Below are 18691 nucleotides of genomic sequence, written 5' to 3' on the forward strand. Positions count from 1 at the left end.
TTATTTTACTAATCCATCCTTAGATGCAGATGACATGTTGCTGGCATCTCTTTTTGCCTTAATATCTCTTGCGATCAGCCCGCCATGTTCTCTGCCGTTCTCAATGAAAATCTCATTAGCATTGTTACCGGCTGCGATGACGCCTGCAATATATAACCCATCGACAGTCGTTTCCATAGTGACCGGGTCAAAAAGGGGCCGACCGCTTTCATCTTCAATCTGAATGCCGGCACGCCGTAAGAAATCATGATCCGGATGATACCCGATCATCGCGAAGACATATTCGTTATCGATGACAAATTGTTCTCCCTCTTTTTCGATTGTGACTGTATCCTCGGTAATCTCCATTACAGAAGAATTAAAGTGCATTTGAATTAAACCATTCCTTACAAGGCTATCAAAACCAGGTAAAATCCACGGTTTCACACTTGGTGAATAGGTGCTTCCCCGATAAACGACCGTAACTTCAGCGCCTGCCCGTTGAAGTTCCAGCGCTGCATCCACAGCTGAATTCTTACCGCCGATGACGACCACTTTCTTTCGAAAATAAGGGTGCCCCTCTTTAAAGTAATGAAAGACATTCGGTAATTCTTCACCGGGTATTCCTAGCTGATTCGGATTATCATAGTAGCCGGTCGCCACGACAACATAATCGGAAGCATACTCGCCACTGCTCGTAGAAACTTTAAATCCTTCTCCGACCTTCTGAATTCGTTCCACAGTCACATTACTGTGAATAGGCAAATTCGTTAATTCAGCAACCGTCCGATAGTACACAAGTGCATCCAACCGTTTCGGCTTCTCTTTCGCTGTAATGAACGGAATATCACCAATCGACAGCTTAATGCTTGAACTAAAGAAAGTTTGATGTGTAGGGTACCTGTAGATAGACTCTACGATATTCCCTTTTTCAATAATGACGATATCTAATCCGATTTTTTGCAACTCTATAGCCGCAGATAATCCGCATGGACCTCCCCCGACAATAATTGCATCTTTATTTATGACCATGTTTGACAACTCCTTCAGTTACCATCTTTCAGTCCATAATGTATGTGTAGAATATGACATTCGGGAGGTGCGCCAAATCGCAGTGGAAGTATGGACGTGCCATACCCATTGCTAATAAGCTGGGCTGTTTGGCCATGTATCGTAAAAGCCCCCTTGTCTTGCAGTCCGAAAGGCCCCAGCCGAATTTGTCCGCCATGTGTATGCCCTGCCAGCAGAACAGTCGGATTCGTTTGTTCCCTGACTTTACGGAATAAAGAGGGGGTATGCGTGACCCATAAGGAATACTTGTCTGGATCAAGTCCTCGTAGTGCTGCATTAATATCGACATTCTTACTGGAAGGGTCGTCTGTTCCGGCAATAATCCAATCTGGATGTCCTGGAATCAGAGCATTCTCATTGTCCAGAATATGGCCATGGCATGCTTCAAAAATTTGACGTATGGCCCCTTCTCCAACTTCCCTGTCATTGTTGCCCCAAATGTAATAGACGGCCTTGCCTAAAGCGGCCAATTTTTCGACATTCTGTTGCACACGTTTGATGGGGACCCCATTTTCGGCCAAGTCCCCTCCAATGATAACAACATCAACGTCCCCATGCTTCTTAATTTTCTTAATTAAACGGTTATCGATCACCCGCCGATGAATATCAGAAATAAAAAAAACAGATAAATTTTTCTGTCGATGGGTTCCCCCGGCAATATCCATTATGTGAAGCCTTACATTTCTCTGGCGTGCAGTCATGAACATCCAAAAGGCCATGCCGCTCACCGCCAGTGTAAAAATGCCGGTTCCTTTCAATAATCGCTTCATTTCACACCTGCCATAAGAAAGAGGCAAAGCGGTTTCGACTTTGCCCCTTTCGAGTTTTCACTTCACGCTGCTTACACCTAGTAAATGCAACGGTATTACGGAATGATCAGTTTTTGCCCGACCCGTATTTCATTAGAAGAAAGTCCATTCGCCTGCTTGATTTTTTCAACACCGATATCCGAACCATAATAATTGACCGAAATTCTGTATAGAGTCTCGTCTTTCTTTACAATATGGACCTTGCCGGATTGTTGACTCGCAACTTGGGTATTTTCCTGCTTTTTCTCTGGTTTTTTCTCAGGCTTCTTTTCAGGCTGCTGTTCCGGCTGTTTTTCCGGTTTCGGCGTTTCCTGTTTTACAGGCTTTTCGACAGGCTGATCTTTAGAAGCTTCGTTTTTTCCAGATTCCTTGTCATCTGCTGCTTGACCTTTTGATTCAGTATTGCCATCTTCTTTTTCCTCATCCTCAGCTCCAGCTGGTTTGGACGAATCACCGCTTCCAGGAGATGGAGAATGCACATCATACTGAAAACCATTATCTTCAATTTGTGCAGTATTGGATTTGTCATCTTGATTGTAGAAATTATAAATAACATAGCCAAAAATGACAATTGGAATTAATGTAAAGACACCCAAGATCGTATTGATCAAAGTGAAATTGGACTTCTTTTTAGAACGTCTGCCTCTTCCATGAACTTCTGAACGTGACGGCAGTTCGGAAATCGATTCCTTGTCCATTTCAATTTCTTTTCTATGCTCTTCAAATTCATATTGATAATCATTATTTTTCATCGACAATTTCTCCTATCGCCTCATGCTCTTCTTTATATTATGACGAATCATGTCGTAAATGTAAATGTACAAGAGTCTTATATTCCTAGAAGAACGTCAATTCTTTCTTCCCACGCATAGGTAAATTTACGTTGCGGTTCTATTGGAGCCACCTTCCGCAGCCAATCCATTTCAGTCAAGCCGCATATGGAGCAACACTGCATTCGGCTGTCGTCATATCGTTCTCCAAAGGCGTTCAATATCTTTTTTCTAATACATACTTGGGAGTGAACAATCTCTAGCATCTTTTGTAAATCTATTTCTTTATTCTGCCTTAATTCGTCCAACCTTGCGCATACTTCCTCAACCGGCATCTGTGATAGATAAAAGTCGACTACCCGCTGTGCCGTTTCTGACATACCTGCCATTTCAGCAGCTTCTGTTGGATTTTCCCCTGCTTGGAGCGACTCTGTGTAGTTTAAGACGCTGATCCGGTCGGGCATATCATTCTGTATTATGAACCTCGTGATGTTGACATCATCCGGTGCATATAGAAGAACAGCGCATGCAGGCTTTCCATCACGTCCTGCCCTTCCCACTTCTTGAATGTACGATGCCATCGTGTTTGGAAGATGTTCGTGTATTACTTGGCGGATATCATCTTTATGGATTCCCATGCCGAATGCATTGGTTGCACAAATCCATTCCACCTCGCCCCGGATATATTGCTCTTGGATAAGCGACCGGTCCACCTGCTCCTTGCCTGCGTGATACGCAGCTGCCGAGAACCCTTTTCCGGATAGAGTCGCCGCCAATTCATCCGCTCTCTTTCTGGAAGCAACATAAATAATGCCAGGTCCAGCCGTCTGTTCCAATCGATTTTCAATCCAAACAGTTTTATCATCAGATGCCATTTGCTCTACGACATAAGTAATGTTGGGCCTGTCCAGGGAATGCCTTTCCACAACCGGCATTTCCATATGTAAATACTTCGCAATGTCATCAATGACCTTTCGATCTGCTGTCGCTGTAAGCGCCAAAACAGGCGGCCGATTCCTGCCGAGCATCTCTCCAATCCGCAAGTAATCTGGACGAAAATCAAACCCCCATTGAGAAATGCAATGGGCTTCGTCCACTACTATTAAGGATAAATCCAGCTGTTTCAGACGATCTTCCACTTTTCGCTGCAATAACATCTCAGGCGAAACGAAAATGAACTTATATAAATGGATTTGGGAGAGGATCCGGTTTTTGTCTTGAAATGATAAAAATGAGTTCAAGGCCGCGACTCTCTTCTCACCATTCCTCCTCATGGAAGACGCTTGATCCTCCATCAGTGAAACTAGCGGAGATATGATGAGCGTGCTGCCATTTAACAAATACGAAGGCAATTGGTAACAAAGCGACTTACCTGTTCCGGTTGGCAAGATAGCGATTGTGTCCTTACCTTCCATTACCGATCGGATTACGTTTTCCTGTCCAGGCCGAAAATCACGGTAGCCAAATTTCTCATACAGCAACTTTTGCAAGTCTGTCATTTGCCGCCTCCCAACTTGGAGCCTAGTATTAGACGTAGTTGAAAATAACTCAATTCGCCAAACTCTTGTTTTAACATTCGTAATCTTCTAGTCCCCAATTCCTCTACTTTTAAAACTACCTCATTCACCTGCTCGGATGTCACAAAGTCTGTTAATGGGAAAGTCTTATCATTAATGGCCATTTCCACAAAATGATCCTCTATTGTACTCATTTTCAGGCCCCGGACTGCTGCAATCCGCTCGGCATTCATCCCTTTCGCAAACAGCCGTCTCGTTTGATAGGCAGATTCGGTCAAGTATAATGAACTTTTTACTCCGTCAGCAGCTTGTAATAAAAATGGGTATGCATGGTCTTCATGGATGACATCCAGCAGTCTATGCAACCCCTCGATAAACTCCAAATAGATGGATAGAGGCGACATTTGTAATTCCTCCGCTAATTGATCCCATGTTCTTCCTGTGATAGAAAAGCCGGACAGCCGGCTCACTAGTATCAGTTTTTGCTTATCATTCATCCCGCTTGCCTGAAGTGCTTTCTTTAACTCGACGGCAATCTTTCTTGGAAACTCTTTATTCTCAAGCGGTAAATGCCGTGCCATTCCTTTGACGAAAATTTGAACTTCCCGGTCTGTCTGGATCGGCATGAACGACTTGATCCCTTCCTTGAAATAAGAAATCGTTTGAATGGCGAGTGCCAACCGATTAAAGAAGACGATTTCATTTCCACGATAGTCCCATCCGTTAAAATAGCAAGGATCCAGTTCATTCACCTTGTGCAAGCCTGTTTTGGTAAGATAGAGCCTTCCGTCGGATTCCTTTACATAGGACTCTGCAAGTAACTTATGAAGCTGAGTTTCATATGTTTCCGCATCCAATTTAGTAAGGATTGAAAAGAACGGCTTCAAATTAAAATATTGGACGTCCTGTAATGTTTGACCAGATCTTTTTCCACGCAAGATATGCAAACATGCATTTTTCGAGCGTTCGCCATTCATTTTTGACACCATGAACAAGATGAGTGAAGATAACTCCATGCCCATTTCCCCTTTTAAGATGTTTTATTGTTGAAAACTACCCGAAACAGATTTAGAATGGTATGGGAGCAATGATAGTTAGCGCGGAGAAAAGAGGAGAGAACATCAATGTCTACTTGCAAAAAATATACAATTGTTGATCAAGATACATGTATTGCATGTGGTGCATGCGGCGCAGCAGCACCAGACATCTATGACTACGATGATGAAGGTATCGCATACGTTATTCTTGATGATAACATGGGGAATACAGAAGTTCCAGAAGAACTGCTGGAGGATATGGAAGATGCATTTGACGGATGCCCGACCGATTCCATTAAAGTGGCGGACGCACCGTTTGAAGGCGATCCATTGAAATACGAGGACTGATAAGATATTCGAAAGCTTCCAGGAGCTTTCGAATTTTTTATGAACAAAAACAACCGGCAAACTGGGATGATCCAGTTCGCCGGCTTGTTTGTTTTACGCCATTAATTGATGCTGTTGCTTGGAAATCCATTTATGCAGGCTCTTATACAAGAGCAGGAAAACAACCATCAACAAAGCGCCTTTTATAAGATTGAATGGTAAAATGCCTTTGACGATGACATCGAACATGGCATCTCCCACGTATGGTGGCATATTCAAGAAATACGAATACATTGGCAAAAAGACCGCATAATTCAATACACTCATGCCGACAGCCATGGAAACCGTTCCGATAATAAGTCCGGCTGTCAAACCTTTTGTCGATTGTACTCTTTTAAAAATATAGTATATTGGCATAATGAACAGGACGCCTGTTGTAAAGTTGGCAATTTCACCAACTGGAACTCCCGTAGGACTTCCGGACATAAACCAATACAATACATTTTTCAATAACTCTACCGAAATACCTGCTATCGGCCCCATTGTCATGATCGCCAATACAGCGGGAATTTCACTGAAATCGACTTTCAAGAATGGCGGTAATGCTGGTAAAGGGAAATTCAACTGCATCAGTACAGTCGAGATGCTCCCAAGCATTGCGATGAGAATCATCTTTCGCAATTTTTTGTTGCTCATTTGTTCCTCTCTCCTTTTGCGATTCACTTCAAAAAGAGGAAAGGCTGAACCGAATATTGTGTTGTCATAAAAAATCCCCTAAAGCGTTCGCTTCAGGGGAAGGCAAGTTTAAATAAAGGTATCCAAAAATCAAAAATGATTTGGACCCATACTTAAATAACCTCTCTTTTTGCGGACAACACAAAAAGACGGCCATACCTTCACCTTCTCCCATCCAGACTATACTGTCGGCTCCGGAATCTCACCGGAATCAGCTGTTACGCTCGCGGGCTAGGAAGTGACCTTCCATTTCCGCCGGTCGGGAATTGCACCCTGCCCCGAAGATGAATCAATATTTTATTACATCACTATTGTATACAAAAAAGAAGCTCTTGTAAACATTCCAGTTTACAAGAGCTTCTCGAGCTGTTACTCGGGCAGTATAACCGGATTGGCACCGACCGGAATCGGCAGCGGTTTTGTCAGATCATACTTACCAAATTGGGTTTGTATTGTATTTTTCAGTTGAATGGATATATTGAAATTGCTTCCTGTCAGCATGAACCCTTCAATCATTTCATTTAATACTGCGTGATCGATTGAATCTAAATTAAGTTGTTCAGTAAATGAAATGATGGCAACGTCTTTTTCTACTGAGACATTATAGTCCAATTGAGCAGGTACAACACTCTCAACAATATCATTTTGTGGATCTTTCATGGCGAGCAGCGCATCGGATACTGTACTGGTGTCACCATTTTCATATGGAATCAAATAAATTTCACCTGATGGCATCAAGTATTTGTAATACGGCAATTTCCTGTCAAGCGGCACTGGAGCTGCCTTTCCAACTGGACCGAGTTCAGCCGGCTTGCCTGCTTCATCCACGACTTGGAAAAACTTTTTATCTGTAAATGTCTCCTTCGCTGAATCGAAATAGTTAGCAATCGTCGCTTCCGCCAGATCATACCCGTGATCGGCAGGCACCTCATTTAGTACGGTATCACCGGACTCATAGATCTTTCCTTTGTATGGATGATAGTCATCAAATCCAAGATCAGTTTCAGGAACCTTTGCAGCGTACTGATTGTATAAGGCGACACTGTCAGGATTTTGGTCCTTCATGTCGTTCTCCACCTGTTCTGTTGGTAGAAGAACGGTAACAGGAATCACATTAGCCGAATGGATGAGGCCGATATGGAGCGGGTATTGATTAACCATTTCATCCGGCAACACAATATGGCTATGCATCGCAGAGGCCATTGTATAAAGCGTATCTGCTTTTTCCGCACTATCCATAGCCGCTTCACTTGTTTGCCCTTGATCGTCAGACATATCCATCGAACGTTTCTGATTAAAGAGCTCGACTTCCGCCTGCTCTGTTTCACTTTCCAGTGCTCCTTCGTTCTGCCTAAGCATGGAAGGGATCAACAGACTGACGACAAGCATGGCAGCAATGGCAATGAATGCCGGCACCCATTTACGTACTTTTCGTTTCCGTGATTTGGGTTCTATCAGTCGCTCATCTTTCTTTAACCGGGCTAAAATGTCTTCAGCAGATCGATGGTCTTCCATTTTCGGCATGGAGTGAAGGAGTTTTTCTAGTTTGTCGTCGTTCCAATTATTATTCGCCATTCATCTTCCCCCTTCTGCCGAAAGAGCTTGTAACTTCTTCTGCAAAGTTTTAATCGCCCTGTGCTGCGTCGTTTTTACTTTTCCTTCTGTCCACCCAAGCGCCTCCGCCGTTTCTGCAATCGAGAAATCTTGAAAGTATCGCATGACGATGACCATCTTTTGATCTCCCGTGCAGGTGTCCAAAGCTTTAAGCATTTGTTTCATTTCCTCATTCAACTCGGCAATTTCAACTGGGGACCGGTCTGAAGACATCAATTCGCTCTTTTCCCAATCAAACGTATCAAAAACATGTTTTTGACGGACAGTCTTCTTGCGAAAATGGTCGATCGCGACGTTTTTGGCAATGGAGAAGAGCCAGGTTTTTTCTGAACTCTTCCCTTCAAAGCCCGCGTACGCTTTCAATACACGAATATAAACCTCATGCATCAAATCCTCTGATTGGGATCGGTCACCGGTCAAATAGATTAAAAAATTGAAGACGTCTTGATGGTATTGATCATATAGCCTGTGGAAAACGGAGTCATCCACAAAATCCCCCCGTTCAATACATTAGTCGTAATTCAAGATGAAAAGTTTCATCCGTTTCATCTTTGAATAAAACATTACACTTCTTCCTGATCAATCGGTAACACACATCGGAAGATCGTCCCGTGAGTCGGGCCGAGTTCTGCACTGATTTCTCCGCCGTGCGAGTCGATAATATTCTTTGCAATCGCAAGGCCAAGGCCGGTACCGCCCTTCCCTCTAGTACGAGCTTTATCCGCCTTATAGAATCGTTCGAAAATATAAGGCAGGTCTTCCTTTGGAATGCCGCTTCCTGTATCGGAAACCGCAATCTCAATTACATCCTTCCCTTTTTCGACACAGATCGTAACTTCTCCTCCATCCGGCGTGTGGCGAATGGCATTATCGATTAAATTTGTGAAAACTTGTTCCAGCCGGTCCTCGTCTGCAACTATTTCAATTTCCTCCACCGGATGGAGCGTGAGCGACACGTTTGCATCCCTCGCCACCTGCATGAACTTATTGACGATTCGTTCCAAGAAATGAACAACATCGACAGGAGATTTGTAAAGCCGCATATGCCCTGATTCCATCCTCGCCAAATCGAGCAGATCCGTTACCAGTCTGCTCATCCGCTTGGACTCATCGTGGATGATCTGCATAATTTCATTCCGTTCCTCTTCACTCGAAGTGACTCCGTCCAGAATTGCTTCACTATATCCTTGCAGCATCGAAATCGGTGTTCTCAATTCATGGGACACATTGGCAATAAAATCGGAACGTAGTTTATCGAGCTTATGCTGGTCCGTCATATCCCGGAACACGGCGACCGCACCTCGAATACTGTTCTCACTATAAAGTGGGCTGATCGAAACCCCGTAAAACTGGCCATTCAGCTCCAATTCTTCCTCTACTTCCTCAGCAAAAGTGATGACATGTTCCAGCATATGAACAATTTCAGGTGGTAAGATCTTGTTGGAATCATTTGCAGCCTGGTACCATTTCTGCAAAATCCGCTCTGCCTGCGGGTTGTGAAGCAGGATTGAATAATCACTATTGAACGAAATGACAGCGTCCGTCATGGAGGTCAGAATACTGGAAAGTTGGCCTTTCTCCTGTTTAATCAATTCTACTTGAAATTTTAATTGTTTCCCCATCTGGTTGAAAGCGGTTGCCAATTGCCCAATCTCATCGTTTTGCAGGACTGGCAGACGGGTGTCAAAGTTCCCTTTGGATAATTCAAATGCCGCCTGTTTCATACCTCTTAACGGGGAAGTAATCCGGGTAGATAGGAAAAAAGCGAAGAATGTCGTCAATACAAAAGCGATAAACGCTGATAAGAAGACAATATGGGTTGTGCTTTTTGTCGTTCGGTGAACGGCATCCAGGCTTTGATAGAGAACAATCGACTGCTTGACATTTCCCGTTTCATAATAGGGATATGTCAATACAAGAAACTTCTCCATTACATCTTGCTCCCGTAAGGAAGGCAGAATCATTTCCTTAACGGACTTCCCATCCTTTTGCCCCGATTGAAATAAATTCGGCTCATCTAAAATCTTTCGTTCAATACGTTCTTCATTCAAGCCGTTATGGAATGAATACAGGACGTCCTTGTTGGAATCAACGATCAACGCATTTGTTTCATCTCCGAGCACATCCTGTATGATCAGCCGCATCGCAGTTTCATCATCGTGATCCACGATGATTTTTCCAATAGTGGCCGCTTCCCTTCTAAGCGAATCCTCCGCTTGTTTTGTATGGAAGTTATCAAGGAATTCAAGCAGCAGCACGGTCACAATGAATAATACAAATGAAACGAGAAGCAATATGGTTGCCCATAGCTTCCCGACGATTGAATTCCATATCTTAATCATTTGGTACCTCGAATTTATAGCCGACGCCCCAAACGGTCACAATCATTTTTGCCGCACGTTCAGATACCCTGCTCAATTTTTCGCGCAGGCGTTTCACATGCGTATCGACCGTACGAAGATCACCGAAAAATTCATAATGCCATACTTCTTTCAGCAATTGTTCCCGATCAAAGACTTTATCAGGCGCCTTCGCCAAGAAATAGAGAAGCTCATATTCTTTCGGCGTCAAGTTCACTTCGTTTCCTTCCGCTGTTACCCGATGAGCATCATGGTCGATCGTCAGCTGCGGGAAAACGACAAGATCCTTGGACGCGGTCGAAGAAGAAGTTGCGTTTTGGAAACTCGATCTGCGCAAAATCGCTTTGACACGAAGCACCACTTCTCTAGGACTGAACGGTTTGACAATATAGTCATCGGCCCCCGTCTCAAATCCGGTTACCCTGTCGGACTCTTCCCCTTTCGCTGTCAATAGGATGATTGGTGTCTGGTCCTTTTTATCACGGATTTCCTGCAATACTTCAAAGCCATCCTTTTCAGGCATCATTACATCTAGCAATATACAGTCATATCGATTTTCTTCAAATTTTTCAAGAGCTTCCGCCCCGTCCATCGCTTCATCAATTTGAAAGCCTTCTCTCGATAGATACATATTTAAGAGACGGCGAATTCTTTCCTCGTCATCAACGACTAATAACCTAACGTTTTCTTCCACAGGCTAAAACCCCTTTCATCTTGCTGCTATCTCCATTGTACAAGTCACGAAGGAAAAAGAAAAGCTTCGGACAACCGTTGTGCTGCAAGGTGTGAACAAGATTTGATAGTGTTGCTTTCTAACGGCGGACATTCCGTATATAGCTCCTTTTTCTGCTTACCGCCATGCACTCAGGCATAACGAGTTTCTTATAGCTGTAGATAAATTCTGGATTTTCTTCTACAGGATAAGTAATTCAAGGAAATGCTAATTCTCCATTGCAGCTGGACGTTTTTTTATTTTACAAGTTACTTTTTCAAAACTGGGGATATAAACAAGATGTTGCTTTCCGTTCCGGCGCTCGCTTTCCGCGGGCATGGCTTGAGCCTCCTCGTCCGCTTCGCTTCCTGCGGGGTCTCAAGGCTCATGCTATTCCCGCAGGAGTCGAGCGCCTCCACTCCTAGCAAGAGGTGCTTATGAATAACTAAATAAACCTTTAAAATATTTGTTTTTTTGAATAGCTAGATGTGCTGTTATTTGCATATCCAGTAACAAAGCTTCGGCAGATTCATTATGATACAAAATGTTGTAATTGATTAAGATGAAATGCAACCTTCAGAAATTTATTCATACATTGACCTCAACCTTTTGTGGCTTATCGACTTAGCACTCCTTGGTCAGCAATCTCCTTTTAAAGCCGATAGAAAATGTGCTCAAACAGGTCCATGCATGTTCATGCTGGTTAATCTGATTTTCCTTCATCTATCACCGCATTTATTTTTAAAGAAAAACTGTTGATTAGAGCGAATGCTAGCTACTTCAGCGGGACCATGGTCGGTGCATAGCAAAAGCCGTGACGAAGAACGGCTTTTGCGACAAAAAGCAGAGCGTTTGTAGCAAGAGCTGTTCGATTGGCTGAAGCCGTGACCGCGGAAAGCATCCAGCCGTAGCGGAAATCAACTTTTCTATTTGTTCTTTCATTATAAAAAAGGACTGCACAGCTTTTACACTGCACAGTCCGTTTAATTATTTCGCGTAGGAATGCAATCCGGCGAGAATGAAGTTTACGAAGATCAGGTTGAACATGATGATGATGAAACCGATCACCGCCAGCCAAGCTGAATTTTTCCCTTCCCATCCGCGGGATAAGCGGAGATGGAGGAATGCTGCGTAAAACAGCCAAGTGATGAGGGCCCATACTTCTTTCGGGTCCCAACCCCAGAATCTTGACCAAGCTTCATGTGCCCAGATCATTGCAAAGATTAATGCTCCCAAAGTGAATACAGGGAAGCCGATTAAAACAGAACGATACCCGATTTCATCCATGAGCTGTGAGTTAGCTCTCTTCGCAAGCGGCTGGACGAACTCAGCAAGCCGTTTCCTTACAATTAGACGGAGCAGCCCATAGAGGATAGAACCAATGAACAGAGACCAAACGAATGTCGTCAATGTTTTACCATTTAGAATAGCCGGTAATTCCACCCACGGTTTCATCGTATCAGGCGATTTGGCTACCGATTCATTCATCCCGAAAAGAGGCGGATAATTGTATACGATAGAAGCAGGTTTGTCGTTTTTATCGATGTAATCAAATTCCGCTTCATAGCCGGCCAATTTAAATGTACTCGAAGATAAGACAAATCCAATAACTAACATGATGACAAACATGACAAACTCGATCCAGAAGCGTTGTCTGGACTTCTTAGACATATCAATGTTCTTCAGCAAGTAAATCAAACCTGCAACGGCACTGATAGCCAAGATGGATTCACCAAGCGCTGCGGTAATAACGTGAATCGTCAGCCAATGACTTTGCAAAGCAGGAATCAAAGGCGTTACTTCTTTCGGGAACATGCTTGCATAAGCAATGATTAAAATCGCGATCGGCAAGGCAAACAGTCCAAGCGATGGTGTCCGGTATAAGAAAAAGATAAGGATGAATGCACCGACTAACATCATCCCGAACGCCGTCGTAAATTCGAACATATTACTGACCGGGGCATGCCCCCCTGCTATCCATCTCGTAATGAAATAGCCGACATGCGTCAGGAATCCGATGATCGTTATGAAGATTCCGATGGTACCCCATTTATTATTCCTATAGGAAGCCTCCGATTTAGCTCCCTTGACCGCTCCTCCGAAGAAAGCGGTCGCAATTAAATAGGCGATAAAGGAAATTTCAAGTAAAGTCGCACTGATATTAGCTAATCCCATTATGATTCAGCTCCTTCCTCTTGCTCTTCTTTCGACTCTTTATCCTGTCGATCTATATAAGCAGGCAACTCGGATGTTTCTTTTACTATGTCTAATTCCTTTTTCAAAGAAAACCAGTTCTTATTCGTATGGGCTGCGACCATTACTTGCTGGTCTGCCCCTTTTTGAATCCAAATTCTTCGATGATTCCAATAAGAACCCATAATGACGCCAATCATAAAGATGATTCCGCCCAATAGCAAGATATATAATGTCTTGTCCTTGCGTATTGTAAACCCTGAAATATCGCGAGTATCCGCGCTCACAAATTTCACTTTATAAGCGTTTTCTTCGGTTTCCAGCGTCTGCCGGATGGCCACGAAACTTTTTTCACCCTCCGGTTTTTCCGGAGTCGACATTTTAAAGATGAATGCGGGATTGTTCGGAATCGGCGATTTTGAAACCGGTTCTCCGTCTTTGATTCCATCATAATCCGCATAGTACTCCAGCAATTCCACTTTCGCGCCGTTGTCTAATTCGTATGTTCCTTTAGGATCATCTAAATCGATTGTAAACTCTCCGAATGACTTATCTGTCGATTTCTCAATCAATTGCATCGTCATGGATTTCAATTCACTTAAGCGATAATCCATTTGGAATACATTATACCCATCGAATTTAAGTGGTTTATTCACAACAATCGAATAATCTTTTACAAACTCCAGGTCCTCAGAACCAGGCAAGGATCCTTCTTTTTCTTTATAAAGCGTAACGTCCGTCTGGAAGTTCTTCACGATGGGACCAACGCGATCAAGGGCTTCCCCGAAAACTGCATTGGCATCCTCTTTCGTATACGTTTCTAAAATGAAATCATTGCTTTTCAAGAAGTAGCCAGGCGCACCAGTAATATTGCGCAATTCTCCTTCCCGAATCCACATCGTCTCGTCCACATAAAATCCTGGGATGCCGCGTAACAATACGCCGAATAAGAAGATAATAAGTCCGGTATGATTTACGTAAGGACCCCAGCGTGAAAAACGGTTCTTCTCAGCGAGAATTGCTCCGTCTTCGGCCTTGACGTTATATTTCATTTCCTTCAAGGCAACTTCCGCTTTTTTCAACGAATCCTCTGGATCGGCCGCTTTGCCCTCACCAAAGATACGCTGACGCTTCATAAAGGACACATGGCGTTTCGTCCGCTGCTTTTTTAAGGATTTATAGAGCGGAACGACACGGTCGATACTTGCGATAATGATGGATGTCCCCAGCATGCCGATAAGAATTTTAAACCACCAGCTGTTGTACATATCATAAAAACCAAGTTTATAATACAAGGTTCCAAAGATCTTATATGTCTTTTCATAATACGCCAAATATTCCGCATCCGTGGCATTAACCGAACTAACCGGTGCGTACAATTTCTGCGGGAAAATCGTACCGATAGCGGAAGTGCTCAATACTAAAACAATGATAGTGACTCCAACTTTGACGCTCGAGAAAAAATTCCAGATCTTATCAATGATCGACTTGTTATACGTCTGAGATCTTCTTGCCGATCCTTCATATCTCATATCGACCACTTGACTTTTTTCTGCCTCTTCGGTCAACGGCCGGCCACAAGCCTCGCATAAGACCGTACCAAATGGGTTTTCATGGCCGCATTGACATTTGATTTTGCTCATAGCTAACGTACTCCTTATCAGGGTTGGATACTTTCCATATACGACTTGATTTCCTCCTTGGACATTTCACTCTTTAGAATTTTGACGATCTTGCCGTTTTTATCAATCAAGAAAGTCGTTGGAAGCGGCTGGATATTGTATGCTTCCTTCACATCTTTTGTCTTGTCAATCAAGACCGGGAATGTCAAATCGTACTGATTACGGAATGAATCCACCTTCAGTTTTGGCTCTCCGACATTAACGGATAACACGTGAACTCCCTTGTCCTTGAATTCCTTGTAATAATCTTCAATAAATGGCATCTCTTTTTTACAAGGAGGACACCAAGTTCCCCAAAAATTCAGGAACACTCCTTGTCCTTCATAGTCAGACAGGCGGTGTTTATTGCCTTCCAAGTCAACGAGCTCAAAGTCAGGAGCTTTGTCCCCTACTTCCAGTACTTTGACTTTGTCTTTCGAAACGATGGAAAAAATAATTGCCGATGCCAGCAATATGAGGACGACAGCTCTGATGATCAAGCGTTTCGTTTTTTTATTCGCCTTGGCCACTGTTCAGCCTCCTAACGATAAATGAGTTCTAAATTCGATTATAACAAATGAAACCTGTTAAAAAACTTGAAGTCGTGATAGCTTTGTGAACATTTCGGGAAACTCAGTTACCGATTTTGCCTGTCTCCGCAAGGACTCGCAGCTGTTTCACTTCATGGGTTGTCAATTCGCGCGCTTCGCCCGCATTTAAGCCATAGGTCGTTAACGTGCCGAATGACTCCCTCTTCAATTTCAGAACAGGGCAGCCGATTGCTTCGAACATACGGCGCACTTGCCGGTTTCTGCCTTCATGAATGGTAATTTCAATAATGGCAGTACCTGTTTTTTTGTCTACTGACTGCATTTTCAACTTTGCAGGAGCTGTCATTCCATCTTCGAGTTCAATGCCCCGCTCCAATTTTTTCAGCAGTTCCCGGTTCGGGATGCCTTTTACCTTCGCCACATATGTCTTATGGATTTTAAATTTCGGATGCGTCATCAAGTACGAGAACTCTCCGTCATTGGTCAACACAATGACTCCTGATGTATCATAATCCAGTCTTCCGACAGGGAAAATACGTTCTTCGACATGTGGGAGCAAGTCCAGTACCGTCTTTCTTCCTTTGTCATCTTCAACCGTTGAGATATAGCCGCGAGGTTTATAAAGCAAATAATAAACATTCCGTTCTTTAACTAGCTCTACGCCTTCCACTTCGACAGAATCGGATTTGGAAACCTTCGTTCCGAGTTCCCTAATGACAACTCCGTTCACTTTCACTTTACCTTCCAGTATGAGTGTCTCCGCTTTTCTGCGAGAAGCGACTCCTGCCTGCGCCAATACTTTTTGTAGTCTTTCCAAACTTCGTCACCTTCCTTCTTTCCTCAAAAAATTATGTCACACTTCCATGAAAATGAAAAGAAGACTGTCCTAAAGAAGGCAGTCTTACGGAATTTGTCATAATTACGACGTATTTAAGTAAGTTGTATTGATTAGATGTCCATTTAATTATTATTGATGAATAGTAATGTCGGTTGTGATGATCGGCTGATTATCAAACGAAACTGTCCATGAGCCGGTGCTGATTTTCTCTTTACCGCGAGGTATCCTGACAAAATGGGTGATCCGTTCTTTTTCATCCGGCGATAAAAGTACTTTGATCGGCTCATCCAATTGTCCCTCTACGCCAGGCAGTATGGAATATTTCCCTTTCTTGGCGACCGTCACTAAATCATAATCCTTGAATGTCTGATTGGCGAGATCCGTGTGATCCTTCCAGTCGTCCCCGTCATTCAAAGTTACGATAATTATTTTCTTTCCATCCCTCTCGAAGTAAGTGGCCAATGTCCGGCCTGCCACTTTCGTGAAGCCGGTCTTCCCAGCCACGACATCAGGATTTGTATGAATGAGGCGATGTTTGTTGCTCCAGCTCCGAACATCCCCATCCTTCCCTTTGTAAATATAGGATTTGGAAGAGGCGATTTTCTTGAATTCATCATTTTGCATGGCGAAATAAAGCATTTTTGCTGTGTCATAAGCTGTTGATAGATGTTCCTCATGGTGAAGACCGGATGGATTCATGAATTTCGTATCCTTCAGTCCAAAATAAAGGGCTTTTTCATTCATCATATCGACAAAGCCCTCCAACGAGCCCCCCGCATGTTCCGCAAGGGCATAGGCCGCGTCATTGCCTGACCTTAGCATAAGGCCGTGCAGCAATGCTTCGCTTGGCATCTTAGCCCCCTGCACTGTGTAGATGGATGAGCCCTCGGCAGAAGCTGCTTCCGGTGAAATGGTAATATCGCCAGAAGCCCCGCTTTCTACAATCGTGAAGGCAGTCCAAATTTTTGTCAAACTTGCAATCGGCAATCTCGCATTCTCGTTGTGGCCTTGCAATAGTCTTCCCGTCTCTGCGTCAATTACCGCCCACGCCTGCCCTGAGGCCGCTTCCTTCGGTGTTGCAGCAAAAAGAACAACTAGAAAAAGCACGACAGCAAATGCTCGCCTCAATCCATGATTCCCCCTTCATCTTCTTGCATATTAAACGCTTCTTGGAATTTCGTCATGAATAAATCGGTATCTTCCTGCTCCCCTTCCTCCGCTTCGGTCAGCGGCGGCAGTCCGTCGATGGACTCCAGCCCAAAACGGTCCAGAAACAGCTCGGTCGTCCCATAGAGAATTGGACGGCCGCTTCCTTCCAGTCTCCCTTTTTCCATAATGAGCCCCTTGGCCACCAATGTCTGCAACGGACCTTCCGACTTGACCCCGCGCAAATCATCTATTTCCACACGGGTGACCGGCTGCTTATAAGCGATGATGGCCAGCACTTCCATTGAAGCTTGTGTCATGGATTTAGGCGAAGGATTTTCAAGCATCTTGGTGATGTCGCCTGCAAATTCTCCTTTTGTGACTAGTCTGTACCTCCCTCCATATTTCCGCAAGGTGATACCAGCATCCTGGCGATTTTCATAACGATCCTGCAATTGATCAAGCAGCGTTTCTGCGTTCGCTTTCGTGGAATCTATAATTGCTGCTATTTGATCGGGTGCTAGCCCGTCATCACCGGCAACAAATAGTAAACTTTCAATTCTTCCGAGCATCACTTCGTCTTCATTCATTTCCGCTGCCCTCCTGTCCAAAAGAAATTGTTAATTGCTGAAAGTTTTCATTCTGCCAAACTAGCACGTCCATACGCTTCATCAGCTCGAGCAAGGACAGAAAAGAAACGACCAGATCCGTCAGATCCCCTTCAACAAATAGTTCATCAAAATAGCAAGTCCCACCTTTTTTCTTCAGTATGGCGACAATGTCATCCATTTTCTCATCTACGGATAACTCCGCCTTGGTAATACTGGCGGTAAGCGGCACCCGCAGCCGTTTCCGTTGTAGCATTTTCTGAAACGCTCCAATCAGATCAAACACATTCAGCTGTTCATCTGGTGGAGGAGCAGCCACTTCCCCGTAATGAGACAGATCTTCGGGCATTTTCGTGAAATGTACGGCCCGTTCGTCAGCAGACTCCTTTAAATGATTTGCCGCTTCCTTATATTTCTTATACTCCATCAGCCGGGCAACCAATTCTTCCCGCGGATCTTCTTCAAACTCGAAATCCTGATGTTCGTCCAGTCCATCTTCCTCGTGGACCGGCAATAGCATTTTACTCTTGATTTCAATCAATGTTGCTGCCAATACTAGGTATTCACTTAATTCATCCAATTGAAGGACTCGCATCGTATGTATGTGTTCGATGTATTGGTTCGTCAATTCCGCCATCGGGATATCATAGATATCTATTTCAAGTCGGTTGATTAAATGCAATAATAGATCAAGAGGCCCTTCAAAAACCTCTAGCTTTACTTTATAGGCCATATGCCCATCCCACCCTAATTACGAAATTGA

Annotated in this window: 18 protein-coding genes and 1 riboswitch; of the genes, 1 reads left to right on the forward strand and 17 read right to left on the reverse strand. The window is 43.8% G+C overall.

Annotated features, from left to right (window positions below; translation table 11 throughout):
* The 5 genes from L7D49_RS18780 to L7D49_RS18800 form a co-directional block, all read right to left on the reverse strand.
* Positions 1 to 1011, reverse strand: a complete 1011-nt coding sequence (locus L7D49_RS18780) for a YpdA family putative bacillithiol disulfide reductase (RefSeq protein WP_238083796.1) — start codon at positions 1009 to 1011, stop codon at positions 1 to 3.
* A 14-nt stretch (positions 1012 to 1025) separates the two neighbouring features.
* A complete protein-coding gene (locus L7D49_RS18785; protein ID WP_238083798.1) occupies positions 1026 to 1820 on the reverse strand; it encodes a metallophosphoesterase in 795 nt (264 codons plus the stop codon).
* 95 nt (positions 1821 to 1915) lie between these two features.
* Positions 1916 to 2611 carry a LysM peptidoglycan-binding domain-containing protein gene (locus L7D49_RS18790; RefSeq protein ID WP_238083800.1) on the reverse strand — a complete coding sequence of 232 codons (696 nt, stop codon included), beginning with the start codon at positions 2609 to 2611 and terminating at the stop codon, positions 1916 to 1918.
* A 77-nt stretch (positions 2612 to 2688) separates the two neighbouring features.
* The gene (locus tag L7D49_RS18795) at positions 2689 to 4128 is read right to left on the reverse strand and encodes a RecQ family ATP-dependent DNA helicase (protein WP_238083802.1); all 1440 of its coding nucleotides are present in this window, start codon (positions 4126 to 4128) and stop codon (positions 2689 to 2691) included.
* A complete protein-coding gene (locus tag L7D49_RS18800) occupies positions 4125 to 5162 on the reverse strand; it encodes a YpbB family protein (RefSeq protein WP_238083825.1) in 1038 nt (345 codons plus the stop codon). The genes L7D49_RS18795 and L7D49_RS18800 overlap by 4 nt, the downstream gene beginning before the upstream one ends.
* Before the next feature lie 108 nt (positions 5163 to 5270).
* On the opposite strand from L7D49_RS18800, the gene L7D49_RS18805 reads away from it, so the two are divergent.
* Positions 5271 to 5531 (forward strand): ferredoxin, encoded by a 261-nt coding sequence (locus L7D49_RS18805; RefSeq protein WP_238083827.1) that lies wholly within the window; start codon positions 5271 to 5273, stop codon positions 5529 to 5531.
* A gap of 93 nt (positions 5532 to 5624) precedes the next feature.
* Here L7D49_RS18805 and L7D49_RS18810 read toward each other — a convergent pair whose 3' ends face one another.
* The 12 genes from L7D49_RS18810 to L7D49_RS18865 form a co-directional block, all read right to left on the reverse strand.
* A complete protein-coding gene (locus L7D49_RS18810) occupies positions 5625 to 6206 on the reverse strand; it encodes an ECF transporter S component (RefSeq protein ID WP_238083830.1) in 582 nt (193 codons plus the stop codon).
* 198 nt (positions 6207 to 6404) lie between these two features.
* Positions 6405 to 6535, reverse strand: a riboswitch (FMN riboswitch).
* Positions 6536 to 6614: 79 nt separating this feature from the next.
* Positions 6615 to 7820 (reverse strand): hypothetical protein, encoded by a 1206-nt coding sequence (locus L7D49_RS18815; protein WP_238083833.1) that lies wholly within the window; start codon positions 7818 to 7820, stop codon positions 6615 to 6617.
* The gene (locus tag L7D49_RS18820) at positions 7821 to 8348 is read right to left on the reverse strand and encodes an RNA polymerase sigma factor SigX (RefSeq protein ID WP_238083836.1); all 528 of its coding nucleotides are present in this window, start codon (positions 8346 to 8348) and stop codon (positions 7821 to 7823) included.
* A gap of 74 nt (positions 8349 to 8422) precedes the next feature.
* A complete protein-coding gene (locus L7D49_RS18825) occupies positions 8423 to 10201 on the reverse strand; it encodes an ATP-binding protein (RefSeq protein WP_269136061.1) in 1779 nt (592 codons plus the stop codon).
* Positions 10194 to 10913, reverse strand: a complete 720-nt coding sequence (locus L7D49_RS18830; RefSeq protein WP_238083838.1) for a response regulator transcription factor — start codon at positions 10911 to 10913, stop codon at positions 10194 to 10196. Before L7D49_RS18830 ends, L7D49_RS18825 begins: the two co-directional genes overlap by 8 nt.
* 1005 nt (positions 10914 to 11918) lie before the next feature.
* Positions 11919 to 13106 (reverse strand): c-type cytochrome biogenesis protein CcsB, encoded by a 1188-nt coding sequence (gene ccsB, locus L7D49_RS18835; RefSeq protein WP_238083839.1) that lies wholly within the window; start codon positions 13104 to 13106, stop codon positions 11919 to 11921.
* Positions 13106 to 14767, reverse strand: coding sequence for a cytochrome c biogenesis protein ResB (gene resB, locus L7D49_RS18840; RefSeq protein WP_238083841.1), 1662 nt, complete (start codon positions 14765 to 14767; stop codon positions 13106 to 13108). The genes ccsB and resB overlap by 1 nt, the downstream gene beginning before the upstream one ends.
* Positions 14768 to 14784: 17 nt before the next feature.
* Complete coding sequence (gene resA, locus L7D49_RS18845; RefSeq protein ID WP_238083843.1) at positions 14785 to 15315, reverse strand: thiol-disulfide oxidoreductase ResA; 531 nt, start codon at positions 15313 to 15315, stop codon at positions 14785 to 14787.
* 103 nt (positions 15316 to 15418) lie between these two features.
* On the reverse strand, positions 15419 to 16153 hold the full coding sequence (locus tag L7D49_RS18850) for a pseudouridine synthase (protein WP_238083846.1): 735 nt from the start codon (positions 16151 to 16153) through the stop codon (positions 15419 to 15421).
* Between the two features lie 150 nt (positions 16154 to 16303).
* Positions 16304 to 17302, reverse strand: coding sequence for a D-alanyl-D-alanine carboxypeptidase family protein (locus L7D49_RS18855; RefSeq protein WP_238083848.1), 999 nt, complete (start codon positions 17300 to 17302; stop codon positions 16304 to 16306).
* A complete protein-coding gene (scpB, locus tag L7D49_RS18860; protein WP_238083850.1) occupies positions 17299 to 17910 on the reverse strand; it encodes an SMC-Scp complex subunit ScpB in 612 nt (203 codons plus the stop codon). The genes L7D49_RS18855 and scpB overlap by 4 nt, the downstream gene beginning before the upstream one ends.
* Positions 17903 to 18661: a segregation/condensation protein A gene (locus L7D49_RS18865; RefSeq protein WP_238083852.1), complete on the reverse strand. Its 759-nt coding sequence runs from the start codon at positions 18659 to 18661 to the stop codon at positions 17903 to 17905. The genes scpB and L7D49_RS18865 overlap by 8 nt, the downstream gene beginning before the upstream one ends.
* Between the last annotated feature and the right edge of the window lie 30 nt (positions 18662 to 18691).

Source organism: Sporosarcina cyprini, assembly GCF_022048975.1.
In the GTDB taxonomy this organism is placed as follows: domain Bacteria; phylum Bacillota; class Bacilli; order Bacillales_A; family Planococcaceae; genus Sporosarcina; species Sporosarcina cyprini.

Bases quoted from the DNA above. Each gene is read 5' to 3' on its own strand.
- L7D49_RS18785 (WP_238083798.1), bottom strand. From the start codon at position 1,820: ATGAAGCGATTATTGAAAGGAACCGGCATTTTTACACTGGCGGTGAGC.
- scpB (WP_238083850.1), bottom strand. From the start codon at position 17,910: ATGAATGAAGACGAAGTGATGCTCGGAAGAATTGAAAGTTTACTATTT.
- L7D49_RS18825 (WP_269136061.1), bottom strand. From the start codon at position 10,201: ATGATTAAGATATGGAATTCAATCGTCGGGAAGCTATGGGCAACCATA.
- L7D49_RS18865 (WP_238083852.1), bottom strand. From the start codon at position 18,661: ATGGCCTATAAAGTAAAGCTAGAGGTTTTTGAAGGGCCTCTTGATCTA.
- L7D49_RS18815 (WP_238083833.1), bottom strand. From the start codon at position 7,820: ATGGCGAATAATAATTGGAACGACGACAAACTAGAAAAACTCCTTCAC.
- L7D49_RS18780 (WP_238083796.1), bottom strand. From the start codon at position 1,011: ATGGTCATAAATAAAGATGCAATTATTGTCGGGGGAGGTCCATGCGGA.
- L7D49_RS18795 (WP_238083802.1), bottom strand. From the start codon at position 4,128: ATGACAGACTTGCAAAAGTTGCTGTATGAGAAATTTGGCTACCGTGAT.
- L7D49_RS18790 (WP_238083800.1), bottom strand. From the start codon at position 2,611: ATGAAAAATAATGATTATCAATATGAATTTGAAGAGCATAGAAAAGAA.
- L7D49_RS18800 (WP_238083825.1), bottom strand. From the start codon at position 5,162: ATGGAGTTATCTTCACTCATCTTGTTCATGGTGTCAAAAATGAATGGC.
- L7D49_RS18805 (WP_238083827.1), top strand. From the start codon at position 5,271: ATGTCTACTTGCAAAAAATATACAATTGTTGATCAAGATACATGTATT.
- ccsB (WP_238083839.1), bottom strand. From the start codon at position 13,106: ATGGGATTAGCTAATATCAGTGCGACTTTACTTGAAATTTCCTTTATC.
- resB (WP_238083841.1), bottom strand. From the start codon at position 14,767: ATGAGCAAAATCAAATGTCAATGCGGCCATGAAAACCCATTTGGTACG.
- L7D49_RS18810 (WP_238083830.1), bottom strand. From the start codon at position 6,206: ATGAGCAACAAAAAATTGCGAAAGATGATTCTCATCGCAATGCTTGGG.